Annotated in this window: 29 protein-coding genes; 18 read left to right on the plus strand and 11 right to left on the minus strand. The window is 66.4% G+C overall.

The genetic code is table 11. The features are described from left to right. Nucleotides 1-240: 240 nt before the first annotated feature. Nucleotides 241-1,182 (minus strand): NAD(P)H-dependent flavin oxidoreductase, encoded by a 942-nt coding sequence (locus GLS40_RS07630; RefSeq protein WP_160382144.1) that lies wholly within the window; start codon nucleotides 1,180-1,182, stop codon nucleotides 241-243. Nucleotides 1,183-1,184: 2 nt separating this feature from the next. Beyond that, entirely contained in the window at nucleotides 1,185-1,979 is a 795-nt protein-coding gene (locus GLS40_RS07635) for an SDR family NAD(P)-dependent oxidoreductase (protein ID WP_160382145.1), read from the minus strand. Nucleotides 1,980-2,233: 254 nt separating this feature from the next. Between GLS40_RS07635 and GLS40_RS07640 the strand changes: the two genes are divergently transcribed. Beyond that, the gene (locus GLS40_RS07640) at nucleotides 2,234-3,151 is read left to right on the plus strand and encodes an acyl-CoA thioesterase (protein ID WP_160382146.1); all 918 of its coding nucleotides are present in this window, start codon (nucleotides 2,234-2,236) and stop codon (nucleotides 3,149-3,151) included. Between the two features lie 40 nt (nucleotides 3,152-3,191). On the opposite strand, the gene GLS40_RS07645 is transcribed toward GLS40_RS07640, so the two are convergent. Further along, complete coding sequence (locus GLS40_RS07645; RefSeq protein ID WP_160382147.1) at nucleotides 3,192-3,581, minus strand: GFA family protein; 390 nt, start codon at nucleotides 3,579-3,581, stop codon at nucleotides 3,192-3,194. A 93-nt stretch (nucleotides 3,582-3,674) separates the two neighbouring features. Further along, on the minus strand, nucleotides 3,675-4,565 hold the full coding sequence (locus GLS40_RS07650; protein WP_160382148.1) for an alpha/beta fold hydrolase: 891 nt from the start codon (nucleotides 4,563-4,565) through the stop codon (nucleotides 3,675-3,677). A gap of 184 nt (nucleotides 4,566-4,749) precedes the next feature. Between GLS40_RS07650 and GLS40_RS07655 the strand changes: the two genes are divergently transcribed. Beyond that, complete coding sequence (locus tag GLS40_RS07655) at nucleotides 4,750-6,273, plus strand: flavin-containing monooxygenase (protein ID WP_160382149.1); 1,524 nt, start codon at nucleotides 4,750-4,752, stop codon at nucleotides 6,271-6,273. Nucleotides 6,274-6,324: 51 nt separating this feature from the next. Here GLS40_RS07655 and GLS40_RS07660 read toward each other — a convergent pair whose 3' ends face one another. Further along, nucleotides 6,325-7,584 (minus strand): TetR/AcrR family transcriptional regulator, encoded by a 1,260-nt coding sequence (locus GLS40_RS07660; RefSeq protein ID WP_160382150.1) that lies wholly within the window; start codon nucleotides 7,582-7,584, stop codon nucleotides 6,325-6,327. A gap of 104 nt (nucleotides 7,585-7,688) precedes the next feature. Between GLS40_RS07660 and GLS40_RS07665 the strand changes: the two genes are divergently transcribed. Continuing rightward, entirely contained in the window at nucleotides 7,689-8,543 is an 855-nt protein-coding gene (locus tag GLS40_RS07665) for an SDR family NAD(P)-dependent oxidoreductase (RefSeq protein ID WP_160382151.1), read from the plus strand. A gap of 163 nt (nucleotides 8,544-8,706) precedes the next feature. On the opposite strand, the gene GLS40_RS07670 is transcribed toward GLS40_RS07665, so the two are convergent. The 4 genes from GLS40_RS07670 to GLS40_RS07685 all read right to left on the minus strand — a co-directional run bounded on the left by GLS40_RS07670 (nucleotide 8,707) and on the right by GLS40_RS07685 (nucleotide 11,415). Continuing rightward, the gene (locus GLS40_RS07670) at nucleotides 8,707-9,396 is read right to left on the minus strand and encodes a DUF1045 domain-containing protein (protein ID WP_160382152.1); all 690 of its coding nucleotides are present in this window, start codon (nucleotides 9,394-9,396) and stop codon (nucleotides 8,707-8,709) included. A 97-nt stretch (nucleotides 9,397-9,493) separates the two neighbouring features. Then, on the minus strand, nucleotides 9,494-10,555 hold the full coding sequence (locus GLS40_RS07675; RefSeq protein ID WP_160382153.1) for a YeeE/YedE family protein: 1,062 nt from the start codon (nucleotides 10,553-10,555) through the stop codon (nucleotides 9,494-9,496). Nucleotides 10,556-10,609: 54 nt separating this feature from the next. Continuing rightward, nucleotides 10,610-10,942, minus strand: a complete 333-nt coding sequence (locus tag GLS40_RS07680) for an ArsR/SmtB family transcription factor (protein WP_160382263.1) — start codon at nucleotides 10,940-10,942, stop codon at nucleotides 10,610-10,612. 107 nt (nucleotides 10,943-11,049) lie between these two features. Further along, on the minus strand, nucleotides 11,050-11,415 hold the full coding sequence (locus GLS40_RS07685) for a thioredoxin domain-containing protein (RefSeq protein WP_160382154.1): 366 nt from the start codon (nucleotides 11,413-11,415) through the stop codon (nucleotides 11,050-11,052). Nucleotides 11,416-11,487: 72 nt separating this feature from the next. Between GLS40_RS07685 and GLS40_RS07690 the strand changes: the two genes are divergently transcribed. The 15 genes from GLS40_RS07690 (at nucleotide 11,488) to GLS40_RS07760 (ending at nucleotide 23,680) form a co-directional block, all read left to right on the plus strand. Further along, on the plus strand, nucleotides 11,488-12,228 hold the full coding sequence (locus GLS40_RS07690) for a cytochrome c biogenesis CcdA family protein (protein WP_160382155.1): 741 nt from the start codon (nucleotides 11,488-11,490) through the stop codon (nucleotides 12,226-12,228). A 19-nt stretch (nucleotides 12,229-12,247) separates the two neighbouring features. Then, entirely contained in the window at nucleotides 12,248-12,814 is a 567-nt protein-coding gene (locus GLS40_RS07695) for a thioredoxin family protein (protein ID WP_160382156.1), read from the plus strand. 247 nt (nucleotides 12,815-13,061) lie between these two features. Next, nucleotides 13,062-13,538: a sulfur oxidation c-type cytochrome SoxX gene (soxX, locus tag GLS40_RS07700; protein WP_160382157.1), complete on the plus strand. Its 477-nt coding sequence runs from the start codon at nucleotides 13,062-13,064 to the stop codon at nucleotides 13,536-13,538. 30 nt (nucleotides 13,539-13,568) lie between these two features. Next, a complete protein-coding gene (gene soxY / locus GLS40_RS07705; RefSeq protein ID WP_160382158.1) occupies nucleotides 13,569-13,988 on the plus strand; it encodes a thiosulfate oxidation carrier protein SoxY in 420 nt (139 codons plus the stop codon). Nucleotides 13,989-14,012: 24 nt separating this feature from the next. Further along, on the plus strand, nucleotides 14,013-14,342 hold the full coding sequence (soxZ, locus tag GLS40_RS07710) for a thiosulfate oxidation carrier complex protein SoxZ (RefSeq protein ID WP_160382159.1): 330 nt from the start codon (nucleotides 14,013-14,015) through the stop codon (nucleotides 14,340-14,342). 60 nt (nucleotides 14,343-14,402) lie between these two features. Continuing rightward, the gene (gene soxA, locus GLS40_RS07715; RefSeq protein WP_235905836.1) at nucleotides 14,403-15,230 is read left to right on the plus strand and encodes a sulfur oxidation c-type cytochrome SoxA; all 828 of its coding nucleotides are present in this window, start codon (nucleotides 14,403-14,405) and stop codon (nucleotides 15,228-15,230) included. Between the two features lie 112 nt (nucleotides 15,231-15,342). Next, nucleotides 15,343-17,040, plus strand: coding sequence for a thiosulfohydrolase SoxB (gene soxB / locus GLS40_RS07720; protein ID WP_160382160.1), 1,698 nt, complete (start codon nucleotides 15,343-15,345; stop codon nucleotides 17,038-17,040). Nucleotides 17,041-17,111: 71 nt separating this feature from the next. Continuing rightward, nucleotides 17,112-18,377 carry a sulfite dehydrogenase gene (gene soxC / locus GLS40_RS07725; protein ID WP_160382161.1) on the plus strand — a complete coding sequence of 422 codons (1,266 nt, stop codon included), beginning with the start codon at nucleotides 17,112-17,114 and terminating at the stop codon, nucleotides 18,375-18,377. Then, on the plus strand, nucleotides 18,361-19,617 hold the full coding sequence (locus tag GLS40_RS07730) for a c-type cytochrome (RefSeq protein ID WP_160382162.1): 1,257 nt from the start codon (nucleotides 18,361-18,363) through the stop codon (nucleotides 19,615-19,617). The genes soxC and GLS40_RS07730 overlap by 17 nt, the downstream gene beginning before the upstream one ends. Nucleotides 19,618-19,806: 189 nt before the next feature. After that, a complete protein-coding gene (locus GLS40_RS07735) occupies nucleotides 19,807-20,436 on the plus strand; it encodes an ATP-dependent Clp protease proteolytic subunit (protein WP_160382163.1) in 630 nt (209 codons plus the stop codon). Nucleotides 20,437-20,575: 139 nt separating this feature from the next. Continuing rightward, on the plus strand, nucleotides 20,576-21,841 hold the full coding sequence (gene clpX / locus GLS40_RS07740; RefSeq protein WP_160382164.1) for an ATP-dependent Clp protease ATP-binding subunit ClpX: 1,266 nt from the start codon (nucleotides 20,576-20,578) through the stop codon (nucleotides 21,839-21,841). Between the two features lie 152 nt (nucleotides 21,842-21,993). Beyond that, nucleotides 21,994-22,377, plus strand: coding sequence for a RidA family protein (locus GLS40_RS07745; protein WP_160382165.1), 384 nt, complete (start codon nucleotides 21,994-21,996; stop codon nucleotides 22,375-22,377). Between the two features lie 80 nt (nucleotides 22,378-22,457). Continuing rightward, nucleotides 22,458-22,841 carry an NADH:ubiquinone oxidoreductase subunit NDUFA12 gene (locus GLS40_RS07750; protein WP_160382166.1) on the plus strand — a complete coding sequence of 128 codons (384 nt, stop codon included), beginning with the start codon at nucleotides 22,458-22,460 and terminating at the stop codon, nucleotides 22,839-22,841. 6 nt (nucleotides 22,842-22,847) lie between these two features. Further along, nucleotides 22,848-23,306, plus strand: coding sequence for an outer membrane lipid asymmetry maintenance protein MlaD (gene mlaD / locus GLS40_RS07755; protein WP_160382167.1), 459 nt, complete (start codon nucleotides 22,848-22,850; stop codon nucleotides 23,304-23,306). Then, nucleotides 23,303-23,680 (plus strand): DUF2155 domain-containing protein, encoded by a 378-nt coding sequence (locus GLS40_RS07760; RefSeq protein WP_160382168.1) that lies wholly within the window; start codon nucleotides 23,303-23,305, stop codon nucleotides 23,678-23,680. Before mlaD ends, GLS40_RS07760 begins: the two co-directional genes overlap by 4 nt. Here GLS40_RS07760 and aat read toward each other — a convergent pair. Both aat and accC read right to left on the minus strand, forming a co-directional pair. Next, entirely contained in the window at nucleotides 23,644-24,291 is a 648-nt protein-coding gene (gene aat / locus GLS40_RS07765; RefSeq protein ID WP_160382169.1) for a leucyl/phenylalanyl-tRNA--protein transferase, read from the minus strand. The two genes, GLS40_RS07760 and aat, sit on opposite strands and share 37 nt — an antisense overlap. A gap of 95 nt (nucleotides 24,292-24,386) precedes the next feature. Then, nucleotides 24,387-25,736, minus strand: a complete 1,350-nt coding sequence (gene accC / locus GLS40_RS07770; protein WP_160382170.1) for an acetyl-CoA carboxylase biotin carboxylase subunit — start codon at nucleotides 25,734-25,736, stop codon at nucleotides 24,387-24,389. Nucleotides 25,737-25,738 lie beyond the last annotated feature (2 nt).

Here is a 25,738-nt window from a genome sequence, read left to right on the forward strand (position 1 = left end):
GCCGCGCAATCCGGTAACTGACATCGGCCCCGCGACTCCCGTCCCGGGCCGGTGCACAGGTCCCCATCTTCCTCTTGCTCCAAATATGCCCGCCGGAGGCTTTGCGCGCGCAGGTCACCCCGCAGGGGTGGAATGCGCGCGCAAACCCTCGCGCGACGCCAAAGGCGGCGCAACCCCGCCCCTGCGTCCCGGCCCGTCCGGTATCGCCCTCTTTGCCTGCGCGCGCAGACCCGGGCGGCCTCAGCCCCCGTGGTATTCCGCCTCCATCCCCGCCACGATCTCGGCCACCGACGGCGCCCCGACGATGCCCGAAACCGAATGCCCCGCCGCCCAGATGTCCTTCCACCGCTTCGGCCGCTCCAGCCCGCCCGAGCCGTAATGCGTCTGCGCCCGGGCCTGGGTCATCGTCTCGTCCAGGTCGTCCATGCTCAGCCCGGCCTTCAGGATCGAGGGCCGCATGAAGTTCGCGATCAGCCCGGTGAAGGTCTTGGTCTGCTGGATATCGTCCAGCGAACACTCCGCCAGCATCTGCTTGTAGCCCGGCTCGGCCATGCTCTCGGCCGTGGCGATGAACCGGGTCCCCATATAGCCCAGATCGGCGCCAAGCACCCGCGCCGCCCTCAGCGCGACCCCGTCGCTCAAGCCGCCGGACAGGATCACCGGCCCGTCAAAGAACTCCCGCACCGCGCGCACAAAGCTGAAGGGATTGGCCCAGCCGGTCTGGCCGCCCGCGCCCGCGGACAGCAGCACCAGCCCGTCCGCCCCGGCCTCCACCGCGCGGCGCGCGTGATGCAGGGTCGAGATATCGGCAAAGACCGTCGCCCCGATCTCCTTGAGCGCCGGCAGCACCGGCGCGGGGGAGCCGACCGCGGTGATCACCAGCTCCACCCGGTGCCGCACCAGAACCTCCACATCCTCCATCAGCCGCGGGTTGCGCATGATCAGGTTCGCAGCCCAGGGCGCGGCGCCGTCGGCCCGCCCGCCCTCGATCGCGGTGATCCAGTCGTCCAGCTGCTCGACCGAGCGGGCGTTCACCGTGGGAAAGGAGCCCACGATCCCCGCATTGCAGCAGGCGGTCACCAGTTCCACGCCCGAGACGCGCAGCATCGGCGCGGCCACCAGCGGCAGGCGCAGGCGCCCGGCGATATGTGCGGGCAGGCGGCTTGGCAGATCGTCGAACATCTTCAAACTCCCAGGTGAAAGCCGCCGGAGACGGAATAGGTCTGCCCGGTGATCCATTCCGAAGCGTCCGAGGCCAGGAACAGCGCCATATTGGCGATATCCGTCGGCTGGCCCGGGCGGCGGATGATGTAGCGCTGCATCATCTTCTTGAACCGCGCCGCGTCGGCCATGACCCGGGCAGAGACCTGCGGCGTGGCGGTAAAGGCGATGGCGATGCAGTTCGCCGTGATCCCGTGCCGCCCCAGCGTGCGCGCCGTGGCCCGCATGAACCCCGCCGCCCCCGCCTTGGCCCCGGCATAGGCTTCCAGCCCGGAATCGCCAAAATGCGCGGCCTCGGAAATGATGGTGATGATCCGCCCCGGCGCGTCGCGGGCGATCATCCCGGGGATCACCGCGGCGGTGGCGTTCATCACGCCATAGAAGTTCACCCCGATGTAGCTGTCCCAGTCCTTCGGCGTGGTCTCCCAGAAGGGTTTGCGCGCATCCTCGGTCGGTTCGGCCCCGGCATTGCCCGCATTGTTCACCAGGATGCCCACGGGGCCAAAGGCCTCGGCCGCCCGGGCATTCATCTCTTTCACCGCGTCGAAATCCGTCACGTCGCACTGGATCGGCAGGGCGGTGCCGCCCAGGGCGCGGACCTCCTCGGCCACGGCCTCGGCCCGGTCCATGTGGTAGTCGTTCACCACCACGCCCGGGCAACCATGCGCGGCCAGGTGCAGCGCGATCTGCCGCCCCACGCCTTGCCCGGCGCCGGTGATCAGCGCGGGGCGGTCCCCGAGGTTCAGGATATCGCTCATGCCGTTGTCTTCCTAATGTCGTTCCAGCGGGCCGGGATGGTCCCGCGCCGGCATTCTACCGGCAATGCCCGGCGGCGGGCCAATTCCCGTGCAATGTCGCAAGGATGCAAAAACATACCGTCGGGTCAATGAATATTCCCGAAAGTCACATCAGGATGCCGCGGGGCAGAAATACCTTGCATTCCGGGTCGCATTCACGGACGAAAACATCCGGTCCCGGTCTGCGTGCCGGCACGACGACGAAGGAGAGCCCCATGAGCACCGCCAATCGCGCGCCCGCAGGCGACGACCACAATCGCGCGCCCGCAGGCGACGACCAGCTGACCCCGATCCTGGATGTCGAACGTGTCGAGGACAATTTCTTCCTCGGCATCGCCACGCCCGAGGGGCGGGGCCGCAGCTTTGGCGGGCAGGTGATCGCGCAGGCACTGGCCGCGGCGGTGCGCACGGTGGATGCAGACCGGCCGCCGCATTCGCTGCATGCCTATTTCATGCGACCCGGCGATGCGACCAAGCCGGTGCTTTACCGGATCGAGCGTGACCGCGACGGCGGCAGTTTCGCCACCCGCCGCGTCGTCGCGATCCAGCACGGCCAGCCGATCCTGAACATGGCCGCCTCGTTCCATGTCGAGGAAGCGGGCCTGCATCACCAGAGCGACATGCCCGACGTGCCCGGCCCCGACGGGCTGAGGAACGAACAGGAGCTGGCCGAGGCCTTCGAGGACAAGGTGCCCCGCGCCTACCGCAACTTCCTGAAGATGAAGCGCCCGATCGAGGTCCGCCCCTGCGAGGAGCGCCCGCCCTATTTCGACACCGGCCCGATGGAACGCCAGGCCGTCTGGATCCGCACCCGGACCGCAATGCCCGATGACACGCTGCTGCACCGCGTGGCGCTGGCCTATGCGTCGGATCTGGGGCTGCTGGGGGCCTCGCTCACCCGGCATGGCATTAGCTTTGCCACCCGCGACATGATGATCGCAAGCCTGGATCACGCGATCTGGCTGCACGGCGATTTTCGCATGGACGAATGGCTGCTCTACGATATGGACAGCACCTGGACGGGCGGCGCGCGCGGGTTCTGCCGTGGCCGGATCTTCACCCGCGAGGGGCGGCTGGTCGCCAATGTGGCGCAGGAAGGGCTGATCCGTCAGACCACCCCGAAAGAGAGCTGAGCAAGACGGCTGACCGGCCCGAAACCGGGTTGAGTGTCGCTCAGAACCACAGGTCGCGCACGCAGCGCCCGTCGCGCGGCAGGTCGTCGAATGTCGCAAGTCCGTCGAAGTGATCGACGGGCAGGGCGGCGACGGCTTCGGGCTCGGCCAGGCGCAGGTTGACGGCCAGCTGCACGCGCCCCTCGTCGTCCTGCCGCAGCCCGCGCCGGGCGCAGGGGCAGCCGCAGGTCGGGCAGAACAGGAACTCCAGCGCCTTGCCCCGGCGATAGGCGCTGACCTTCCCGGACAGGTGCACATCGGCCCCGTCCCAGCCATAGCCCCAGAGCGCGCCATAGCGCCGGCAGGCCGTGCAGTTGCAGGCGGTGGCCGATCCGGGCGTCTTGTCCATGCGCCAGGTGATCGCCCCGCACAGGCAGGATCCGTTCAGCATCGTGACACCTCATGCGCTGTCGGGGTCAGGGCCCCCTGGCGCACCGCCGGGGGCGCGCCAGGGGGGCGGCACGGCGTGCGCCCCCCGCCGGGCTCAGGCCTTCAGCGTCGCAAGCTCCATCGCGTCGATGATCCGGTCGAAGATCTGCGGCGGCAGGTTGTGGCCCATGCCGTCGATCTCGACCAGTTCGCAGCCGGGGATATTGGCGGCGGTGTCGCGCCCGCCCTCGACCGGCACCAGCGGATCCTGCACGCCGTGGATCGCCACGCAGGGCAGTTTCAGCTTTTGCAGGAAGGGGCGGCGGTCGTAGGTCGCCAGGATCGCGGCATATTGCCGGGGGAAGCCGGTCGGGTGGTACGACCGCTCGTAGTCGCTGAGGATATTGGCGGCCAGGACATCGTCGGGAATGGGCCATGCGGGGCTGCCGATGACCTTGGCGCTGGCGACACCGTGGGCGACGAAGGCATCGAGATCCGCGTTGGCATCGGGGCGCGGGGTGGTCAGGGCGGCCATCGCCTCGGGCGTGGCCTTGGGCAGGTCGGGATTGGCGGTGTTCGACATGATCGAGGCCATCGACAGCACCTTGTCGGGATGTTCGATCGCCATCAGCTGCACGATCATGCCGCCCATCGAAAAGCCCGCCACATGCGCCTTGTCGATCCCCAGGTGATCCAGCAGCGCAGCACCATCGGCGGCGAAATCCGACAGCTGATAGGCCAGGTCGGCCTGCCGGCCCTCGGCCTTGGCGGCCATCGCCTCCTTGAAGTCGGGCAGGCCGTGGTCGGTGAACTTCTGGCTCAGCCCGATGTCGCGGTTGTCCATCCGGATCACCCGGTATCCGCGCGCAACCAGCTTGTCGACAAAGGGTTTGGGGAATCGGGTCATCTGCGTGCCGACGCCGGTGATCAGAAGAATCGGTTTGCCGTCATCGGGGCCTTCGACCTCGTAATAGATCGTGATTCCGTTGACCTGTGCCTCGGGCATGATGCGTCCTCCTCCGCAAGTTTGGGCGTGAATCGCCTGATAACATCAACTTATGCCCATGTTTTGCGGTTGGAAACATGTCTCGGCGGATTCGGCCCGATACCTGCGAAATATTATTTCACGGTTCCCAGGTGCCCGCGCAACGTGTAGAAGGAGAGAGGTTTTCGAAAGGCGGGTATGGAGCATGATGCAGGCTGACTTGGACGTTGTCGTCATCGGGGCGGGGCTTTCCGGTATCGGGGTGGCCCGCTATCTCAAGGTGAACTGCCCGGGCAAGCGCTTTGCCATCCTGGAAAGCAAGCCGCGCATCGGCGGCACCTGGGACCTGTTTCGGTATCCGGGTATCCGCTCGGACAGCGACATGCATACGATGGGCTATGCCTTCAAGCCGTGGAAGAACGCCAAGGCGATCTCGGACGGCGAGTCGATCCGCGACTACGTCCAGGAATGCGCCGACGAGAACGGCCTGACCCCGCTGATCCGGTTCGAGCACAGGGTGATCCGCGCCGAATACGTCTCGCGCGATTGCCTGTGGACGCTGACCTGCGCCACGCCCGAGGGCGAAAAGGTCATCACCTGCAATTTCCTGTTCTCGGCTGCCGGGTATTACAAGCATGACGAGGGCTATCTGCCCGACTTCGCCGGCTATGACGATTTCAGGGGCACGATCATCCACCCGCAGTTCTGGCCCGAAGGGTTCGATCATGCCGGCAAGACGATTGCCATCATCGGCTCGGGGGCCACGGCGGTGACGCTGACCCCGACGCTGGCCGAGACGGCGAAACACGTCTACCAGATCCAGCGCTCGCCGACCTATGTCCGCGCGCGCCCGATGAAGGACAAGGTGGGCAATATCCTCAAGACGATCTTTCCGGGGCAGTTGGGCTATTCCCTCACCCGGTGGAAAATCATCTGGGAGGGCCGGATGCGCCGCCGCCGCTTTGCCGGTGACATCGAGGGCCTGAAGGCCGAGATGATCGGCGAGGTCGCCAAGGCGCTTGGCGACACGGTCGACTGGAAGACCCATTTCACCCCCAGCTACTGGCCCGGCCAGCAGCGGATCTGCGCGATCCCCGACGGCGACATGTTCGACGTCCTGAAAGAGGGGCGCGCCACGATGGTCACCGGCCATATCGACCGCTTCACCGAAACCGGGATCCTGATGCAGGACGGCAGCCATATCGAGGCCGATGTGATCGTCACCGCCACCGGGCTGGTGCTGGATTATTTCGGCGGCATGGAAATGACCGTCGACAGCCAGAAGGTCGACCCCGGCAAGCCGCTGATCTTCAAGGGCTTCATGTATTCCAACGTGCCGAACATGATCTATTTCCGCGGCTACACCAATGCCTCGTGGACGCTGAAGGTGGACCTGGTGGCGGAATATGCCTGCCGGCTGCTGAACCACATGGACCGGAACGGGTATACCCAGGTGGTGCCGGTCGCGGGATCGGGGGATTTTGCCACGATCAACACGGCAAGCCTGTTCACCTCGGGTTATTTCGTCCGGGTGGCGCATCGCCTGCCCAAGCACGGGACCAGCTTTCCCTGGATCCACAAGCAGGAGTATTTCTGGGACCGCAAGACGCTGAAACGCGGCCGGGTCGACGACGGCACGCTGACCTTCTCGACCGGGGAGGGGATCGTCTTTCCGCCGGAACAGCTGGCCGGGACTGGCGGCACCGGCCGCGATATCGCCGCCGAGTGACGGCGAGGGGCCCGGCGGTGTCCTCCGCCGTCGGGTCCGTTTTTTTCAGGATCAGAGCGGCGTGAACAGACCGAAGGCCAGCGGATGCGCATAGAGTTCGATGGCCCGTTGCCGGGTCGGCAGCTGATCGGCCCAGTGCCGCATGTCATAGGCCGAGTTGATGATGCCGGTGACGCACTGGCTGGCGATCAGCGGATCCACCGCGCGGATCGAACCTTCGGCGATGCCGTCGCTGATGATGCCGGCAAAGCGGATGGCCATGCGGTCGGACCGGGCCAGCACCTGCAGGCGCAGCTCTGTCGGCAGGGCCTGCAGCGCGGTGATGCGCAGCAGCGGGTAGGTCTTACCGAACTGCACATCCAGCAGCTCGGCCATGCAGGCGGTCAACCGGTCGAGATGGCTGCCCGGCAGCTCGATACAGCGGCGCTGCGACTGGCTGAACCGGCCATAGCTGCGCTGGAAGCATTCCAGCACCAGATCGTCCTTGCCGTCGATATGGTGGTAGAAGCTGCCCTTGGAGACGTTCAGCTCGGCCGCGATCCGTTCGACCGAGGCGCCGCGATAGCCGCGGTCGTTGATCAGGCGGGTGGCCACGCGCAGATAGGTCTCGCGGCTGATCTCGGCCGTGGCGGCGGTGTCGGGGGCAGGCGGCGGCGGGCTGGCGGTCCAGGGCGTGCCCTCGGGGATGAAGCCCCGGGTGAGCAGGTCCATCGTGCGCAGGCCGATCCGCTCGTAATCGCCGACGGAATATTTCGGCAGCCAGGCCCGCATCCAGAACAGCGTGTCGAGCAGGACATGTGCCCGCGCCCGGTTCAGCATCGGCCCTTCCGGCCCCGGCCCGGGGTCGAAGAGCCGCGCGGTGGGGCCCGAGATCCGCTCGACAAAGGTGTCCATCAGGCGGCCGCGGATCACGTTTTCGGTGGCGCGCAGGTCCGACAGCAGGGTCATCGGGCGTTCGCGGCCCAGCCGGGTGTTGGCCATGTGCTCGATATAGAGACGGACCAGCACGCGCACCCGGTCGCGGGGCGTGGCCTCTTGCGCGGCGCGCTGCAGCATGCCGGCCAGCTGGTCCATCGACCGGTCCAGCGCGGCGGCGGCCAGCAGCTCCTTGCGCTTGAAGTAATAGGTGACCGAGGTGGTGTTCAGCCCGACCTCGTCGGCCACCGCGACAAAGGTCAGCGCCTTCAGCCCGCGTTCGTTGATGATGCGGGCGGCGGCGTCCAGGATGCGGTCGCGCTTTTCGCGGAACCGGTCCGAGGGTTCCGCGATGGTGGCCGTATCCGGTTCGCTGGTCGCGCTGCTGTCTGTCATCGTGACTGCTTAGCAAGCCAGGCGGGCGCTGTCATCAACAAGGCCGGTCCGTCGCATCCTGGCGGGGCGCGGGGCGGCGCAGGAATTTCAATGGGAGGAAGACCATGACGGGAATTGCAATCGACCTGACGGGGAAAGGCGCCATCGTCACCGGCGCCGCATCCGGTATCGGGCGGGCCAGCGCGCGGATGCTGGCGCAGGCGGGGGCGCAGGTGCTGTGCTGCGACAAGGCCGAGGCGGTGGCGGCGGTGGCCGAAGGCATCGTCGCCGATGGCGGCCAGGCGCAGGCGATGGAGATGGATGCCGGTGACGAGGCCGACGTGATCCGCGCGGTTGCGCTGGCCGAGCAATCCTTTGGCGGGCTCGACATCTATTTTGCCAATGCCGGGATCACCGGCGGGGTGCGCAGCCTGTTCGACGCGACCCCCGAGATCTGGGCCGAGGTGCTGCGGGTGAACCTGATCGGGCCCTTCCTGGCGGTGAAACACGGCTCGGCCGCCATGCGCAAACGCGGGGGCGGGTCGATCGTGATGACCGCCTCGGTCGCCGGGATGCGCGCCAATGCAGGACCGGCGCAATATTCCGCCTCGAAGGCCGGGGTGATCAACCTGGCGCAGACGGCGAGCTACGATCTGGCCGGATCGGGGGTGCGGGTGAACGCCATCTGCCCGGGCCTGATCGAGACCGAGATGACGCGCGTGCTCTACGATTATGCCAAGGCCACCGGCGGGGAGAGCTGGATCGGCGCCCGCAATGCGATGAGGCGGGGCGGCGAGCCGGACGAGATCGCGGCGATGGTGCTGTTCCTGTCCTCGCCGCTCGCCTCTTACGTGAACGGCCAGGCGCTGCCGGTCTGCGGCGGGCTGTCTGCGTCCCATCCCTATGGGCCGCGGCCGGATCCGGACGAGGTGCAGCGCGCGATTGCCGAGATGAAGGCGCGCGAGGCGGCGGCGGGCTGAGGTCGCCGTAGATTTGGCCGGGCGCCTCGGGCGCCCCGGCCGGGGGGAGATTTGGCCGGGCGCGGGGCGCCACGGCCGGGGAAGGGGGGCTGTCTGCCCCCCTCTTGCGCCTGCGGCGCAATTCACCCCCCGAGGATATTTTTGGCCAGAGGAAGCGGGCGGGTCAGCCCTGCAGCGGGTAGCGGTCGAGCAGGTGGAAGCGGCCGGTGGCGTCTTCGCCGGCGAGGCAGAGGCTGGTGATCACGAAGGGTTCCGGCAGCAGGGGGGCGAGGATCGGGGCCAGGGCGGCCCGGGTCGCTTCGGCCTCGGGGGCGGGCAGGCGACCGGTCAGGGTGATGTGAAAGCGGAACTCCTCCATCACATAAGGGTAGCCCCATTGCAGCAGGTTGGCCTCTTGCCGTGCGCTCAGGCCGGATGTGCGGCGGCGGGCGAGTTCCTCGGGCGGGGCGGGGGCGCGGAAGCGGTCGAGCCCCTCGACACAGGCTGCCGCAAGCGCCTCCAGCGGGGCGGGATCGCCGGTGGCCTTGAGCGCGAGGAAGCCGCCGAGGGCAGCGAGTTCCAGCCCCTGCATCCGGATCGGGGCGAGGCGGGCGCAGAGGGCGCGGGCCTCGGCCTCCAGCATCGCGGCATCGCTGCCTGTCGCCAGGCGGAAGGGCGGCTTGATCGTGCCGTGCAGGCCGTATTTGCGGGGCGTGGCGGTGAGCTCTGCGACCGGGCGGGGCAGGCCGGGGATCCGGGGGTGGGGCGCCTCGGTTCCGGCGGCGGTGTCCCAGCCCAGCCAGGCGGCGCCGAAGCTGGCCAGCGGCCCGGGCTCGGGCGCGTAATAGATGGCGTAACGGGCGAATTGCTGCATCGGGCACCTCCGGCATTTGCGATGGCATAGCGCGCGGGGCATGACAAGGCGGTGACGGGCCGGGCGGAAAGGGCGAGAGGCCGCGGCGCGCCGGGGGCTATTCGACGGTCGAGAAGCCGGCGATCAGCTGGCGCAGGCCAAGCGCGGCCCCGGCGAGGATGGCGGCGAAGGTGACCGGCGCCGAGAAGGCCAGCACCGAAAAGGCCGAGACGCCCTGACCGATGGTGCAGCCCGCCGCCACCACCGCGCCCGCGCCCATCAGGGCGGCCCCGGCGATCTGGCGGCGCAGCTCGCGCGGATCCTCGCAGGCCTCCCAGCGGAAATGGCCCTTGATCAGCGACCCGGCAAAGGCGCCGAGGATCACGCCGGCGACCGAGCCGACGCCGAAGCCCGGCGCGCCGGAACTGCCGAGCATCGCGTAGAGCAGCGTCTCGCCCACCGGGGCGGCGAAGCTGTGGCTGGTGACCTGTGCCGCCGCAAAGCCGTGATCGGCGATGTATTGGGTGCCGGCCCAGGCGCTAAGGACGGCCAGCGCGACCACACCGCCCCAGACAATCGCCCCGGGCCGGGCCAGCATCTCGCGCGAGGCCAGCGCCGCAAGGGTGATCGCGAGGCCGATGGCGAGACCGGGCAGGGCGGGGGGCAGGCCGGTCAGCCCGCCCGCCCAGGCGGCGATGCCGGGGGGCATGTCGCCGGGCAGCAGCGCCTCTTGCGGGAAGATCAGGACGCGCAGGTGGGCGAAGGGCCCCGAGAGGCAGAGGAAGGCCGAGATGCCCATCACCAGCACGATGACGAAGGCGCGCAGGTCCCCCCCGCCCAGCCGTGCGATGGCGCCGTAGCCGCAATTGCCCGCCAGCGCCATCCCGTAGCCGAAGGCGAGCCCGCCAAGGATCGAGGCCAGCGGCACCCAGCGGGTGGAGAGGTAGAAGCTGGCCGCGGGGTCGAACAGCCCGGCCAGCTGCATCCCGTGCACGCCCAGCACCGACAGCCCGATGGCCAGCACCCACATGCGCATCCGCAGGCTGGAGCCGCCGTAGAGCATGTCTTCGATCGCGCCCATGGTGCAGAAGCGGCCGAGGCGCGCGGCCAGGCCCAGCAGGATGCCGCCGGCCAGGCCGACAAGCAGCAGGGACCAGCCCTCTCCGATGGCGTCGATCATGGCGGGGCTCCTCCTCTCCGACATGCCGCGCAGGCCGCCGAGGCGGCGCTTGCGTTACTTTTCGCAGAACAGCTCGTAAACCAGTTCCAGCATCCGGCGCGGCTTGTCGTCGGCCAGCCGGTAGTAGATCGCCTTGCCCTCGCGCCGGGGCACGACCAGCCCCTCAAGCCGCAGGCGCGACAGCTGCTGCGAAACGGCGGCCTGGCGGGCGGAGAGTAGCTCTTCCAGCTCGGTCACCGATTTCTCGCCCGAGACCAGGTGGCACAGGATCATCAGCCGGCCCTCGTGGCTGACCGCCTTGAGGAAATTCGAGGCCCGCGTCGCGTTGTCCACGAAACGGTCCATATCCTCGTCGCTCAGATTCTTGTCGAGTACCGGTATGCTCATATGTCCGTCGATTGCGTCGCCCGGGTCCAGTTTTCGAAGTTCAGTCATATTTCCCGACTTTCCGCCGCGACGCAATTCCAACGCGGCCGGTTGCATGTTCCTGTGGCCTAGCTGCCGCCTGAAAGGGCGCCGCGTTCGGCCAGCATCTTTTCCAGCAGGCCCCAGAAGAAGTCCTCTCCCGGGTAGCCCTCGATCCGCCCGACCTCGCGGCCAGCGTCGATCAGCAGGAAGGTGGGGGTGAACAGGACCGGGCGGGCATAGGTCACGCCCTCGGGCGGATCGGCGCGCAGGTCGACACGGTGCAGGGGCGCGGCGGCGCCGGCCTCGGTCTTGGGGTAGATCGGGGCGATCGCCCTGTCCCAGGCGGCGCAGTAGACGCAGCCGTCCTGTTCCACCATCAGCAGTTCCAGCGCGCGGGTGGGCAGGGCCCAGAGGCCCGTCATTGCAGCCAGCGCCAGAAGTGTCATTCGCATGCGAGACCCGGTTGACCTTTGTTCAACGCTCAACATAATTTGAATGTGTGAATTCTTCAAGGGAGGGGAGCGGTGCTTGAGATAACCTATCTCGGGGCCGTCGTCGCGGGGGTGCTGTCGTTCTTCACCCCCTGCATTCTGCCGATGGTGCCCTTCTACCTGTGCTACATGGCCGGGCTGTCGATGTCGGAACTGCGCGACGAGGGGGCGGCCATCGCCCCGGGGGCGCAGCGGCGGCTGGTGCTGTCCTCGGTCTTCTTCGCGCTTGGGGTGACCACGATCTTTGTCCTGCTCGGCATGGGGGCCACGGCGCTTGGCCAGACCTTCGCCCAGTGGAAACAGCCGCTGAGCTGGGTCGCGGCGGCGGTCCTGCTGCTCTTTGGCCTGCATTTCCTGGGCGTTGTGCGGATCCCGATCCTTTACCGCGAGGCGCGGATCGAGGCACCGGGCCGGCCGACCACCGCCGCCGGGGCCTATGTCATGGGGCTGGCCTTCGGCTTTGGCTGGACGCCCTGCGTGGGCCCGGCGCTGGCCTCGATCCTGATGGTGGCCAGCGGCATGGGCGACATCGCCCGCGGCGGGCTGCTGCTGCTGGCCTATGGCCTGGGGATGACCGCGCCCTTCGTGGTGGCGGCCCTGTTCGCCCGGCCGTTCCTGGGCTGGATGGCGCGCAACCGGGGGCTGATGAAACATGTGGAAAAAGTGATGGGTGCCATGCTCATCCTCTTTGCCGTACTGATTGCAACCAACAGCGTGAACCTGATCGCCGATGCGCTGATCCGCTGGTTCCCCGCGTTCACAAACCTTGGCTGAGGCCGGAAAGGATGCTGCCATGAAACCCCTCCGTTATCTTGCCGCCGCCCTGATGCTGGCGGGGACCGGTGCCGGTGCCGTCACGATGGGTGACGACGGGCTGCACAAGGCGCCCTGGATGCGCAACACCTTCAAGGACCTGCGCGAGGACCTGGCCGAGGCCACCGCCGACGGCCGCCGCCTGATGGTGATCGTCGAGCAGCGCGGCTGCATCTACTGCACCAAGATGCACGAGGAGGTGTTTCCCGCCCCGGCCATCGACTCGCTGCTGCGCGAGAAGTATTTCGTTGTTCAGATCAACATGTTCGGCGATGTCGAGGTGACCGATTTCGACGGCGAGACGCTGTCCGAGAAGCAGGCGGTGCGCAAGTGGGGCCTGCTTTTCACCCCGACGATGATGTTCTTCCCCGAGGAGGTCCCCGACGAGGTGCCCGCCAGCCGCGCCGCCGTGGCGATCATGCCCGGCGCGTTCGAGAAGGGGACGACGCAGGATCTGCTGACCTGGGTGCTGGAAAAGGGCTATGATCTGGAAGAGCCGTTCCAGAAATACCACGCCCGCAAGCTGGAAGAGCGCCGCTCTCAGTAACGCGCTGGCCGCGGGATCGGGGAGCGCAGCGGCGGGGCCGGACAAAGGCGGGACCGGATGATTTGCATCCGTCCTGCGGGTATCGTAACGCCAAGGCAGGGCGTCCTGCCGTTCCGCAGCCCGGAGCCGGCGGAAATTGCTGCAGTGCAGATAAATTCACGTTAATGAATTTGATGTTGCGTTGCGGTGTGCGACTGGATACCAATTGAGGGAAACCGGGGTCCGCGCCCGGGGACAGGGAGGAAAGATGAGGATCACAGCTATCACGCTTGGCATCACGGCGCTGGCCGCCGGTGCGGCGCTGGCCGACCCGGTCGAGCCGATGAGCGTCAAGTACGACGACTATGGCGCGATCGAAACGTCGCTCTCGGGGATGCCCGGCGATGCCGTCGAGGGCAAGAAGGTGATGTCGAGCCGTGGCCTGGGCAACTGCGTGGCCTGTCACGAGGTCTCGGCCCTGGCCGACGTGCCCTTCCAGGGCGAAATCGGCCCCTCGCTGGACGGCGCGGGCGATCGCTGGAACGAGGCCGAACTGCGCGGCATCGTGGCCGATGCCAAGAAGACCTACGATGGCACCATGATGCCGTCGTTCTACAAGACCAGCGGCTATATCCGCCCCGGCAACGCCTTCACCGGCAAGGCGGGAACCGAGCCTTTGCCGCCGCTGCTTACAGCACAGCAGATCGAGGACGTGGTGGCCTTCCTGCTCACCCTGAAGGATTGAGCGGGCGCGGCCCCTGACAAGGAGACGAGAATGGATTTCACACGACGCGATACACTGGCCCTGGGCCTTGGCGCCGCGGCTATGACCGTCCTGCCGTTCCGCGTGAACGCGGCGGCCACCGATGATCTGATCGCCGAATTCACCGGCGGGGCCGAGATGGGCGCGGGCGGGCTGACCCTGACCGCCCCGGAAATCGCCGAGAACGGCAACACGGTTCCGATCTCGGTCGATGCCGAGGGCGCGACCGCGATCATGGTGCTGGCGACCGGCAACCCGACGCCGCCGGTGGCCACCTTCAACTTCGGTGAACTGGCCGGCAGCCAGTCCGCCTCCACCCGTATCCGGCTCGCCGGGACGCAAGAGCTGATCGCCATCGCCAGGATGAGCGACGGCAGTTTCCAGCGCGACAGCAAGACCGTGAAGGTCACCATCGGCGGCTGCGGCGGCTGATCGGCGAGAGAGAGGAACAGGACCATGGCAGACAATGTCAAACCCCGGGTGAAGGCACCCAAATCCGCTTCCGCCGGCGAGGTCGTCACCATCAAGACGCTCATCAGCCACCAGATGGAAAGCGGCCAGCGCAAGGACAAGGACGGCAACAAGATCCCGCGCTCGATCATCAATCGCTTCACCGCCGAGTATAACGGCCAGATGGTGATCGACGTGACGATGGAGCCCGCGATCTCGACCAATCCGTACTTCGAGTTCGACGCCACCATCCCGGAAGCGGGCGAATTCAAGTTCACCTGGTATGACGATGACGGCTCCGTCTACGAGGACAGCAAGGCCGTGTCGGTCGCCTGACGGCCGCACATCCAGGGAGGAGTAACCAAGGTGAACAAAACAACAGCAAGCCGGCTCGCACTGACCCTCGTCCTGTCCTTCGGGGCGGGGGCCGCGCTGGCCGATGAGAACGCCGACCTCGTGGTCAACGAAGAGATCGAAATGACTGTCCGGGCCCCGGCCCCCGCCTATCTGGACGGCCACCTGCCCGAGATCCTGTCGGGCTGGCTTTTCCGGTCGGACGAGACGCAGGACCTGCAGCGCGACGATTTCGACAATCCCGGCATGATCTTCGTCGACCAGGCGTTGGACCAGTGGGCGATGGTCGATGGCTCCGAGGGCAAGAGCTGCGCCTCGTGCCATGACGATCCCGCCGACAGCATGGCCGGTGTCCGCGCGGTCTATCCCAAGTGGAACGCCGATGCCGGCGAGGTGCGCACCCTGGCGATGCAGATCAACGACTGCCGCGAGACCCAGATGGGCGCCAAGAAATGGGGCTATACCAGCGGCGACATGACCGCGATGGAGGCCCTGATCTCGGTCCAGTCGCGCGGCATGCCGGTGAATGTCGCCATCGACGGTCCCGTCGCCGCGACATGGGAGCAGGGCAAGGAGATGTACTATACCCGGTACGGTCAGCTCGAACTCTCCTGCGCGAATTGCCACGAGGACAATTACGGCAACCACATCCGCGCCGACCACCTGTCCCAGGGCCAGATCAACGGCTTCCCGGTCTACCGGCTGAAGAACACCAAGCTCAACGCGGCGCATGACCGCTTCAAGGGCTGTGTGCGCGACACCCGGGCGGAAACCTTTGACCCCGGTTCGCCGGAATTCGTGGCGCTTGAGCTTTACGTCGCCAGCCGCGGCAACGGTCTCTCGGTCGAGGCGCCTTCGGTCCGGAACTGATCGCGGGGCCTGAACTTCGCTTCGCAACCAATTGAGAACAGGCTGAAAAGCCGATCCCCTTCCGCCCCGTGCGGGAGGGGGCGCAGACCCCGCTTGCCCAGGAGCATGCCAGATGATCTCCCGCCGCGATTTCCTCCAGGTCTCGATGGCCGCCGCGTCTCTCTACGGCGCCTCGGGCTTTGGCCACTGGTCCCGCCTTGCCGCGCAGCAGGCGCTGACGCAGGACGACCTGCTGCGGTTCGACACCTATGGCAATGTCTCGCTGATCCACATCACCGACATCCACGCACAGCTGAAACCGATCTATTTCCGCGAACCCGAGGTCAACATCGGCGTCGGCGCCAACAAGGGCCAGGTGCCGCATCTGACCGGCGCCGATTTCCGCAAGTTCTATGGTATCGCTGATGGAAGTCCGTCCCATTACGCGCTGACCTACAACGATTTTTCCGCGCTGGCCAAGGGCTATGGCAAGATGGGCGGGCTGGATCGCATGGCCACGGTGATCGACGCCATCCGCGCCGACCGCCCCGATGCGCTGCTGCTGGACGGGGGCGACACCTGGCACGGCTCGATGACCTGCTACAAGACCGCCGGGCAGGACATGGTCAACGTGATGAACGCGCTCAAGCCCGACGCGATGACCTTCCACTGGGAATTCACCCTCGGCTCCGACCGGGTGGCCGAGATCGTCGAGGGCCTGCCCTTTGCCGCGCTCGGGCAGAACATATTCGACGCCGAATGGGACGAGCCGGCCGAACTCTTCAAGCCCTACGAATGGTACGAATCCGGCGGGGTCAAGATCGCCGTGATCGGCCAGGCCTTCCCCTATATGCCGATTGCCAACCCCGGCTGGATGTTCCCCGAATATACTTTCGGCATCCGCGACGAGCACATGCAGGAGGTGGTCGACGAGGTCCGCGCCCAGGGGGCCGAGCTGGTTGTCTGCCTCAGCCACAACGGGTTCGACGTCGACAAGCGCATGGCGGGCATCGTCAAGGGCATCGACGTGATCCTGTCGGGTCACACCCATGACGCGCTGCCCGAACCGGTGCTGGTGGGCGAGACGGTGATCGTGGCCTCCGGCTCCAACGGCAAGTTCGTCAGCCGCGTGGACCTTGATGTGCGCGACGGGCGGATGATGGGCTTCCGCCACAAGCTGATCCCCGTCTTCTCGGATGTGATCGCGCCCAAGGCCGAGGTCACGGCCCTGATCGACGCACAGCGCGCGCCCTACGAGGGCGAGTTGAGCGAGGTGATCGGCCAGACCGAAAGCCTGCTTTACCGCCGCGGCAATTTCAACGGGTCCTGGGATGACCTGATCTGCGACGCCCTGCTGTCCGAACGCGAGGCCGAGATCGCGCTGTCGCCCGGCGTCCGCTGGGGCCCGTCGCTGATCCCCGGGCAGGACATCACGCGCGAGGATATCTGGAACGTCACCTCGATGAGCTATGGCGAGGCGTATCGCACGGAAATGACGGGTGAATTCCTGAAGGTGGTGATGGAAGACGTGGCCGACAACATCTTCAACCCCGACCCCTATTACCAGCAGGGCGGCGACATGGTCCGCGTTGGCGGGCTGGGCTACCGCATCGACGTCAGCAAGAAACAGGGCGAGCGGATCACCGACATGGTGCTGCTGAAGACCGGAGAGCCGATCGACCCCGCCCGCAATTACGTCGTGGCCGGCTGGGCCAGCGTGAACGAGGGCACCGAAGGGCCGCAGATCTGGGATGTGGTCGAAAGCCACATCCGCAAGCTGGGCACCGTCCGGCTGGACGACAACACCAGCGTGACCGTCACCGGGACCTGACCCGGGGCGGCTTTTTTTGCCATATCCATTCACACCTGTGAATGCGGTGATCTGAAAGGAGGCGAAATCCAATGAGCGACCACAAGGCAGAGAGCCCGACGCGGCGCGCCTTCCTGCAGGGCGCGGCGGGCGGGGCGGCGATGCTTGCGGCCGGGCCGGGCCGGGCCGAAGGGGGCGATCCCCTGATCACCGAGGTCCAGCCCTGGGCCAACGGCTTTGGCGATGGTGTCGACGCCACGCCCTATGGCCTGCCCATCGAGTACGAGGCCGACGTGATCCGCCGCAACGTGCCCTGGCTGACGGCCGATCCGATATCCTCGATCAACTTCACCCCGATCCATGCGCTGGACGGCACGATCACCCCGCAGGGCTGCGCCTTCGAGCGTCACCATTCCGGCGCGATCGAGTTGCGGAAAGAGGATTATCGTTTGATGATCAATGGCCTGGTGGACACTCCTCTGGTGTTTACCTACGCCGATCTGGAACGGTTCCCGCGCCAGAACCACGTCTATTTCTGCGAATGCGCGGCGAATACGGGCATGGAATGGGCCGGTGCCCAGCTGAACGGCGCCCAGTTCACCCACGGCATGATCCACAACATGGAATATACCGGCGTTCCCCTGCGCACCCTGCTTGAAGAAGCTGGCGTAAGTCCCGAAGGAAAATGGATTTATGTCGAAGGCGCCGATGCGTCGTCCAACGGGCGCTCGATCCCGATGGACAAGGCGATGGACGATGTCCTGGTGGCCTTCAAGGCCAATGGCGAGGCGCTGCGCAAGGAACATGGCTATCCGGTGCGCCTTGTCGTGCCCGGCTGGGAAGGCAACATGTGGGTCAAGTGGCTGCGCCGGATCGAGGTCGGGGACCAGCCCTGGGAAAGCCGCGAAGAGACGTCGAAATATACCGACACCCTCGCCGACGGCACCAGCCGCCGGTTCACCTGGGTGATGGATGCGAAATCCGTGATCACCTCGCCCTCGCCGCAGGCGCCGATCACGCATGGGCATGGTCCGCTGGTGATCACCGGGCTGGCCTGGTCGGGCCACGGGGCGATCAAGCGGGTCGACGTGTCCAAGGACGGCGGCAAGACCTGGGAGACGGCGCGCCTGGCGAAACCCGGTGAAACCAAGGCCCTGGCGCGCTTCTACCTGGATACCGAGTGGAACGGCGAAGAGATGCTGCTGCAATCCCGCGCGATGGACGAGACCGGCTATGTCCAGCCGACCAAGGCCATGCTGCGTGCAGTGCGGGGCGAGAATTCGGTCTATCACAACAACTGCATCCAGACCTGGTGGGTCAAGGACAACGGGGAGGCCGAGAATGTCGAAGTCTCTTAAACTTTTCGCCGCTGCGGGCGCGGGCACGGCTGTCGTGCTGGGCGCCGCGGTCTTCATGGCCGACGGCCATATCGTGCATCCACCCGCCGCCAGCGTGAAAACCGCTGTGCAAGCATTTGATAAAGTGGAGCAATCCACAGAAGGTCAGGCTGCCGCCGTCGCCACGCAACAACCGGCCGCAGAGGCCGAACCCTCTGGCCTTGTCGCCGCCGCCCATGCCGAAGAGATGCCGGTGCGCAAGCTGGGCTTGGGCCGGCCTGCGCTGCCCGAGGAAATCGCGGCCTGGGACCTCGACGTGCGCCCCGATGGCCAGGGTCTGCCCGAAGGGTCCGGCGATGTCTGGACCGGGGACGAGATATTTTCGGAACGGTGCGCCTCGTGCCACGGCGATTTCGCCGAGGGGCGTGGCAACTGGCCCAAGCTGGCCGGGGGCATGGACACGCTCGCCGACAAGGACCCGCTCAAGACCGTGGGCAGCTACTGGCCCTACCTCACCACGACCTGGGATTATGTCCACCGTTCGATGCCCTTTGGCGACGCGCAGACGCTCAGCCCCGACGAGGTCTATGCCGTGGTGGCCTATATCCTCTATTCCAACGATATCGTGGACGAGGATTTCACCCTGTCGAACGAGAACCTGCTCGACATCGCGATGCCCAATGCCGATGGCTTCATCCTCGACGACCGACCGCAGACGGAATATCCGCAATGGACCGGCGAACCCTGCATGGACAACTGCAAGGACAATGTCGCGATCACCATGCGCGCCGCCGTGCTGGACGTGACGCCGGATGACGGCACCGACGCGGCGGTGGAGGAGGCCAGCGCCGAGGCGGCCGAGTCACCTGCCGAGGCACCAGCGGCCGCGCCGCAGGACACCGGCGCCGAGGCCCCCGCCGGCGATGCAGCGGCGATCGACATGGCGCTGGCGGGCGAGGGCGAGAAGGTGTTCCGCAAGTGCAAGGCCTGCCACCAGGTGGGCGAGGGCGCGCAGAACCGCACCGGGCCCGAGTTGAACGGCATTGTCGGACGCACTGCCGGGGCCATCGACGGGTTCCGCTATTCGCCGGCGATGCAGAAGCTCGCCGATGGCGGCGCGGTCTGGGATGTCGAGGCGCTGCACGGGTTCCTGGCCGATCCCAAGGGCTATCTGCCCGGGACCAAGATGTCCTTCACCGGCCTCAGGAAGCAGGGCGACCTGGACGCGGTGATCGAATACCTCAAGACCTTCGGCGGCTGACCCCGGCCGCCGCGGGGCACAGGCCATTGCGAATGGGCCCCTCTCGCCTTTGTGTCATCGGCAGAGACAGAAGGCCCTGCGCGGGGCCATTATGTCCGACCCGCTCTTGCAGCCCCTCTCGGGCGTGACTAAGACTCTCTTAGGAACTGATCGCTAGGGATCAGAAGTGCACAAGCAGGCAGGTCGGACATGAAAGATCCAGCAGAATTCTACATGAACACGCTTGTTCCGATGGTGGTCGAACAGACCAGCCGGGGCGAGCGCGCATATGACATCTTTTCGCGCCTGCTGAAGGAGCGGATCATCTTCGTGTCCGGGCCGGTGCATGACGGCATGTCCAGCCTCATCGTGGCGCAGCTGCTCCACCTGGAGGCAGAGAACCCGTCCAAGGAAATCTCGATGTATATCAACTCGCCCGGCGGCGTGGTGACCTCGGGTCTGTCGATCTACGACACGATGCAATACATCAAGCCCAAGGTCGCGACGCTGGTGATCGGGCAGGCGGCCTCGATGGGCTCGCTCCTGCTGACGGCGGGCGAAAAGGGCATGCGCTCCTCGCTGCCGAACAGCCGGATCATGGTGCACCAGCCCTCGGGCGGCTACCAGGGCCAGGCGACGGACATCATGATCCACGCCGAAGAGACGCTGAAGCTCAAGCGCCGGCTGAATGAGATTTACGTGAAACACACCGGTCAGGATCTGGAAACGGTCGAGCGCGCGCTGGAGCGCGACAACTTCATGTCGCCGGAAGACGCCAAGGAATGGGGACTGATCGACGAAATCGTCGAAAGCCGTTCCAAGGTCGAAGGCGACTCGTGATCGGATTGCTTCACAAGTGACTTTGTGAAGCAATTTTGACATTGTGGACTGTGGGGGGCTGCCCTAGTCTGCTTGGAAATACGGGTCTGGGTGGGCCTACCGAAGACCGGGAAAGCCCATCCAGGGCGAAAGGTACAAGATGGCGAACAATTCGGGTAGCGACAGCAAAAATACGCTCTACTGCAGTTTCTGCGGCAAGAGCCAGCACGAAGTACGCAAGCTGATCGCGGGTCCCACGGTGTTCATCTGCGACGAATGCGTCGAACTCTGCATGGACATCATCCGCGAGGAAACGAAGTCCACCGGGCTGAAAAGCTCGGACGGGGTGCCGACGCCGCAGGACATCTGCAACGTGCTCGACGATTACGTCATCGGGCAGAAGATCGCCAAGCGGGTGCTCTCGGTCGCGGTGCACAACCATTACAAGCGCCTGAACCACTCGCAGAAATCGGGCGAAATCGAACTCGCCAAATCCAACATCCTGCTGATCGGGCCGACGGGCTGCGGCAAGACGCTGCTGGCCCAGACGCTGGCGCGCATCCTCGACGTGCCGTTCACCATGGCCGATGCCACCACGCTGACCGAAGCGGGCTATGTGGGCGAGGATGTGGAAAACATCATCCTCAAGCTGCTCCAGGCCTCGGAATACAATGTCGAGCGGGCGCAGCGCGGCATCGTCTATATCGACGAGGTCGACAAGATCACCCGCAAGTCGGAAAACCCCTCGATCACCCGCGACGTGTCGGGCGAGGGCGTGCAGCAAGCCCTGCTGAAGCTGATGGAAGGCACTGTCGCCTCTGTCCCGCCGCAGGGCGGGCGCAAGCATCCGCAGCAGGAATTCCTGCAGGTCGACACCACGAACATCCTGTTCATCTGCGGCGGGGCCTTTGCCGGCCTCGACCGGATCATCGCGCAGCGCGGCAAGGGCTCGGCCATGGGCTTTGGCGCCGATGTGCGCGACAATGACGAACGCGGTGTGGGCGAAATCTTCAAGGATCTCGAACCCGAGGATCTGCTGAAATTCGGCCTGATCCCGGAATTTGTCGGCCGTCTGCCGGTTCTGGCAACGCTGGAAGACCTGGACGAAGACGCCCTGGTCACCATCCTGACCGAACCCAAGAACGCCCTGGTCAAGCAGTACCAGCGCCTGTTCGAACTGGAAGGCGCGCAGCTGACCTTTACCGACGACGCGCTCAAGGCGATCGCCAAGCGGGCCATCGCCCGCAAGACCGGCGCCCGCGGCCTGCGCTCGATCCTGGAGGACATCCTGCTCGACACCATGTTCGACCTGCCCAGCATGTCGAACGTCGAAGAGGTGGTCGTGAACGAAGAGGCCGTGACCTCGGAAGCCGCGCCGCTGATGATCTATGCCGACAGCAAGAAAGAGGGCGCCTCGGCCGGCTGACCGGCTCGACGCTGCGACCCGCGCCACAAACCGCCCGTGCATCGCTGCACGGGCGGTTTCGCATTCTGCGCGCCCCTGTCGCACGGCGGCGCTGGACGGGCAGGGGCACCGGCCCGATAGTGGCGCCATCAGTGCAACAGGCGGAGGCGGCAATGGCGCATCGCAGGATTTCGTCCGGGGGGCCCTACGAGGCCAGGATCGGCTATTGCCGCGCGGTTGTGACCGGCGACGGCTGGGTGCATGTGGCGGGATCGACCGGCGCGGACCCGCAGACCGGCGAGGTGCCCGATGACGTGGTCGCCCAGTGCCGCAACACCCTGGCCAAGATCGCCGCCGCGCTGGACGAGGCCGGGGCCACATGGGCCGATGTCGTCCGCGTCCACTACATCCTGCCCAGGGCCGCCGATTTCGAACCCTGCTGGCCCTTGCTGGCCGAAATCTTCGGCCCCAATCCGCCCGCCGCCACGATGATCGAGGCGGGGCTGCTCGACCCGGTTTTCCGCATCGAGATCGAGGTGACGGCAAAGATCGGTTGAGGCCACGCGCCGCGGGCCTATCCACTGGACCTTGCCGCAGCGATCGGTCATATCAGGGGTGGAATTTCTCGGAGGCGTCCATGGGCATTCTCAACACCCTTCTGCGCGCGGTCACCTGGTGGAACGGCTCCACCATCAACACCGCGCTCTACACCCGCCGCTTCGGCAAGAAGGTGGGCGAGGACGATCAGGGCAACGTCTTTTACGAGACGGCCGACGGCAAGCGCCGTTGGGTGATCTTCAACGGCGAGGCCGAGGCAAGCCGCGTGAGCCCCGACTGGCACGGCTGGCTGCACCACACCTTTGACGAAACGCCCAGCCAGGCGCCGCTGACCCACAAGGCCTGGGAAAAGCCGCACCAGGAAAACCTAACCGGCACCCCGCAGGCCTATGCGCCGATTGGCTCCATCCGTCGCCCCGATCCGGCCCCGCGCCGCGATTACGAGGCGTGGAGCCCGGAATAATCCCGCATGGCCAGTGAAACCACCGAGATCGTCGTCGGCGGGGCCGTGCTGGCCCTTGCCATCGGGTTCGGCGTCTATGCCAGCCAGGCCGCAGGGTTTTCGACCAGCACGGCGGGCTACACGCTCAACGCCTCGTTCCGTTCGGCCGAGGGGGTGCAGGTCGGCACCGATGTCCGGCTGGCCGGGGTCAAGATCGGCACCGTCACCGGGATCGAGCTGAACCCCAAGACCTTCCGCGCGGTGACCTCCTTCTCGATCGCCAACGGCATCGAGATCCCCGACGACAGCGCCGTCCTCGTCAGCTCCGAAGGGCTGCTTGGCGGCAATTTCATCGAGATCAGCCCCGGCGGGTCACCGATGAACTACACCGCGGGCGCCGAGATCGAGGACACACAGGGCGCCGTCAGCCTGATTTCGCTGCTGCTGAAATTTGTCGGCGGGAGCGGGGGGAGCTCGTCGGAATGATCCGTGCCGCCGCCCTTGCCCTGGCCCTGCTGGCCGGGCCCGCCGCCGCCGTCACCTCGGTGCTTGAGGAAGATGCCAGTTTGGGCCTGGGCGCCGAACTCAAGGCGCTGGACAAGATCAACGGGCAGGTTTCGTCCTTCGAGATGCTGGCGGGCGGATCGGTGCAGATCGGCAAGCTGGTGATCCGGCTCAAGGAATGCCGCTACCCCCGGGACAACCCGGATGGCGACGCCTTTGCCTTTCTCACGATCAGCGAACCGGCGAAATCGGAAACCCCGATCTTCGAGGGCTGGATGATCGCCTCGTCGCCCGCGCTGAACGCGCTGGATCATTTCCGCTACGACGTCTGGGTCCTGCGCTGCAAGACGCTCTGAGGGTCGCGCGGGATCGTCGGCGCGGTGAAATCCGCGCTGACCTGCAACGCCTCGGCCAGCCGTGATCTGTACTCTGCCCGGCTGATTTCCTGCGCGCCCAGCGAGGCGAGGTGAGGGGTCACGAACTGGGTGTCGAACAGGGTGAACCCCGCGCTGTTCAACCGCTCCACCAGCCAGGCGAGCGCGATCTTGGACGCGTCCCGCTGGCGCGAGAACATGCTTTCGCCAAAGAACGCGCCGCCGATGGCCACGCCGTAGACCCCGCCGATCAGGGTGCCGTCGCGGGTCACTTCCAGCGAATGGGCGTGCCCCATGTCATGCAGGTCCTGATAGAGCCGGGCGATGGTCGTGTTGATCCAGGTCTCGGGCCGGTCGGCGCAGGCATCCACCACGCCCGCGAAATCGCGGTTCACCGTGACGCGGTAATCCATCCGGCGGATCGTGCGCGCCAGCGAGCGCGAGATGCGGAACCCGTCCAGCGGAAAGACGCCGCGCCGCCGGGGATCGACCCAGAAGATATCGGGATCGTCGCGGTGTTCGGACATGGGAAAGACGCCCACGGCATAGGCATGCAGCAGCAGTTCCGGTGTCAGGCCGTCGTGATCTTTCATCCGCGTCGCAGTCTCCTTGCCGGGAATCTGCCACGGAGACATCGGAAATGCGAGAGGGCCCTGTGCCGCGGCGCTCAGGCGCGCGGCACGTCCCGTCAGCTTTCGAAGGTGCGTTCCAGCCAGCCTTCCAGCCAGTGGATGTTGTAGGTGCCGGACAGGATGTCGGGCTCCTGCAGCAGCGCGTGGAACAGCGGCACGGTGTTCTCGACCCCGTCGACGATCAGCTCGCCCAGGGCGCGGGACAGCCGGGCCAGCGCCTCGGGCCGGTCGCGGCCATGCACGATCAGCTTGCCGATCAGGCTGTCGTAATAGGGCGGGATCGAATAGCCGTCATAGAGTGCCGAATCCATCCGCACACCCAGCCCGCCGGGGGCGTGGTAATGGGTGATCCGCCCCGGGCGCGGCGCGAAATCGGGCAGGCGCTCGGCGTTGATGCGCACCTCGATGGCATGGCCGTTGATCGTCAGGTCGTCCTGGCTGAACGACAGGGGATAGCCCTCGGCCACGCGGATCTGCTCGCGCACCAGGTCGACGCCGAATATCGCCTCGGTCACCGGGTGTTCCACCTGAAGACGGGTGTTCATCTCGATGAAGTAGAATTCGCCGTTCTCGTACAGGAATTCGATGGTGCCCGCGCCGGAATAGCCGATCTCGGCCACGGCCTTGGCGCAGATGGCGCCGATCTCGGCCCGCAGCTCGGGGGTGATGACGGGGCCGGGGGCCTCTTCGAACACCTTCTGGTGGCGCCGCTGGAGCGAGCAGTCCCGCTCGCCCAGATGCACCGCATGGCCCTTGCCGTCGCCAAAGACCTGGATCTCGATATGGCGCGGTGTGGTCAGGTATTTTTCGATATAGACTTCGTCATTGCCAAAGGCCGCCTTGGCCTCGGCCCGGGCCGAGTGAAAGGCGCGTTCGATATCTGCCGCGGTCTTGGCGACCTTCATGCCGCGCCCGCCGCCGCCGGCGGTGGCCTTGATGATGACGGGATAGCCGATCTCGGCCCCGATGCGCTTGGCATCCTCCAGCGTGGGCACGCCGCCGTCCGATCCGGGCACGCAGGGCACGCCCAGGGCCTTCATCGTGTCCTTGGCGGTGATCTTGTCGCCCATGATGCGGATATGTTCCGCGCGCGGGCCGATGAAGGTCAGGCCGTGATCCTCGACGATCTGCACAAAGCCCGCGTTTTCCGACAGGAAGCCATAGCCCGGATGGATCGCCTGCGCGCCCGTGACCTCGCAGGCCGCGATGATCGAGGGGATGTGCAGGTAGCTGGCCGAGCTGGGCGGCGGGCCGATGCAGACGCTTTCGTCTGCCATGCGGACATGCATCGCATCGGCGTCGGCGGTGGAATGGACCGCAACGCTGCGGATGCCCATTTCCCGTGCCGCGCGGATGACGCGAAGGGCGATTTCGCCGCGGTTGGCGATGAGGATCTTCTCGAACATGC

Origin of the sequence: Pseudooceanicola pacificus, from assembly GCF_009789075.1 — a bacterium.
GTDB classification, from domain to species: Bacteria; Pseudomonadota; Alphaproteobacteria; order Rhodobacterales; family Rhodobacteraceae; genus Pseudooceanicola; species Pseudooceanicola pacificus.

Coding starts and splice junctions, on each gene's coding strand:
- GLS40_RS07660 (WP_160382150.1), bottom strand. CDS start 7,584: ATGACAGACAGCAGCGCGACCAGCGAACCGGATACGGCCACCATCGCG.
- aat (WP_160382169.1), bottom strand. CDS start 24,291: ATGAAAGATCACGACGGCCTGACACCGGAACTGCTGCTGCATGCCTAT.
- GLS40_RS07745 (WP_160382165.1), top strand. CDS start 21,994: ATGGCGCATCGCAGGATTTCGTCCGGGGGGCCCTACGAGGCCAGGATC.
- GLS40_RS07760 (WP_160382168.1), top strand. CDS start 23,303: ATGATCCGTGCCGCCGCCCTTGCCCTGGCCCTGCTGGCCGGGCCCGCC.
- GLS40_RS07685 (WP_160382154.1), bottom strand. CDS start 11,415: ATGCGAATGACACTTCTGGCGCTGGCTGCAATGACGGGCCTCTGGGCC.
- soxY (WP_160382158.1), top strand. CDS start 13,569: ATGGATTTCACACGACGCGATACACTGGCCCTGGGCCTTGGCGCCGCG.
- mlaD (WP_160382167.1), top strand. CDS start 22,848: ATGGCCAGTGAAACCACCGAGATCGTCGTCGGCGGGGCCGTGCTGGCC.
- GLS40_RS07635 (WP_160382145.1), bottom strand. CDS start 1,979: ATGAGCGATATCCTGAACCTCGGGGACCGCCCCGCGCTGATCACCGGC.
- GLS40_RS07650 (WP_160382148.1), bottom strand. CDS start 4,565: ATGCCCGAGGCACAGGTCAACGGAATCACGATCTATTACGAGGTCGAA.
- GLS40_RS07665 (WP_160382151.1), top strand. CDS start 7,689: ATGACGGGAATTGCAATCGACCTGACGGGGAAAGGCGCCATCGTCACC.
- GLS40_RS07645 (WP_160382147.1), bottom strand. CDS start 3,581: ATGCTGAACGGATCCTGCCTGTGCGGGGCGATCACCTGGCGCATGGAC.
- GLS40_RS07670 (WP_160382152.1), bottom strand. CDS start 9,396: ATGCAGCAATTCGCCCGTTACGCCATCTATTACGCGCCCGAGCCCGGG.
- GLS40_RS07695 (WP_160382156.1), top strand. CDS start 12,248: ATGAAACCCCTCCGTTATCTTGCCGCCGCCCTGATGCTGGCGGGGACC.
- GLS40_RS07730 (WP_160382162.1), top strand. CDS start 18,361: ATGTCGAAGTCTCTTAAACTTTTCGCCGCTGCGGGCGCGGGCACGGCT.
- GLS40_RS07675 (WP_160382153.1), bottom strand. CDS start 10,555: ATGATCGACGCCATCGGAGAGGGCTGGTCCCTGCTGCTTGTCGGCCTG.
- clpX (WP_160382164.1), top strand. CDS start 20,576: ATGGCGAACAATTCGGGTAGCGACAGCAAAAATACGCTCTACTGCAGT.
- GLS40_RS07640 (WP_160382146.1), top strand. CDS start 2,234: ATGAGCACCGCCAATCGCGCGCCCGCAGGCGACGACCACAATCGCGCG.
- GLS40_RS07630 (WP_160382144.1), bottom strand. CDS start 1,182: ATGTTCGACGATCTGCCAAGCCGCCTGCCCGCACATATCGCCGGGCGC.
- soxB (WP_160382160.1), top strand. CDS start 15,343: ATGATCTCCCGCCGCGATTTCCTCCAGGTCTCGATGGCCGCCGCGTCT.
- GLS40_RS07750 (WP_160382166.1), top strand. CDS start 22,458: ATGGGCATTCTCAACACCCTTCTGCGCGCGGTCACCTGGTGGAACGGC.
- soxX (WP_160382157.1), top strand. CDS start 13,062: ATGAGGATCACAGCTATCACGCTTGGCATCACGGCGCTGGCCGCCGGT.
- GLS40_RS07735 (WP_160382163.1), top strand. CDS start 19,807: ATGAAAGATCCAGCAGAATTCTACATGAACACGCTTGTTCCGATGGTG.
- GLS40_RS07680 (WP_160382263.1), bottom strand. CDS start 10,942: ATGAGCATACCGGTACTCGACAAGAATCTGAGCGACGAGGATATGGAC.
- accC (WP_160382170.1), bottom strand. CDS start 25,736: ATGTTCGAGAAGATCCTCATCGCCAACCGCGGCGAAATCGCCCTTCGC.
- GLS40_RS07655 (WP_160382149.1), top strand. CDS start 4,750: ATGATGCAGGCTGACTTGGACGTTGTCGTCATCGGGGCGGGGCTTTCC.
- soxZ (WP_160382159.1), top strand. CDS start 14,013: ATGGCAGACAATGTCAAACCCCGGGTGAAGGCACCCAAATCCGCTTCC.
- soxC (WP_160382161.1), top strand. CDS start 17,112: ATGAGCGACCACAAGGCAGAGAGCCCGACGCGGCGCGCCTTCCTGCAG.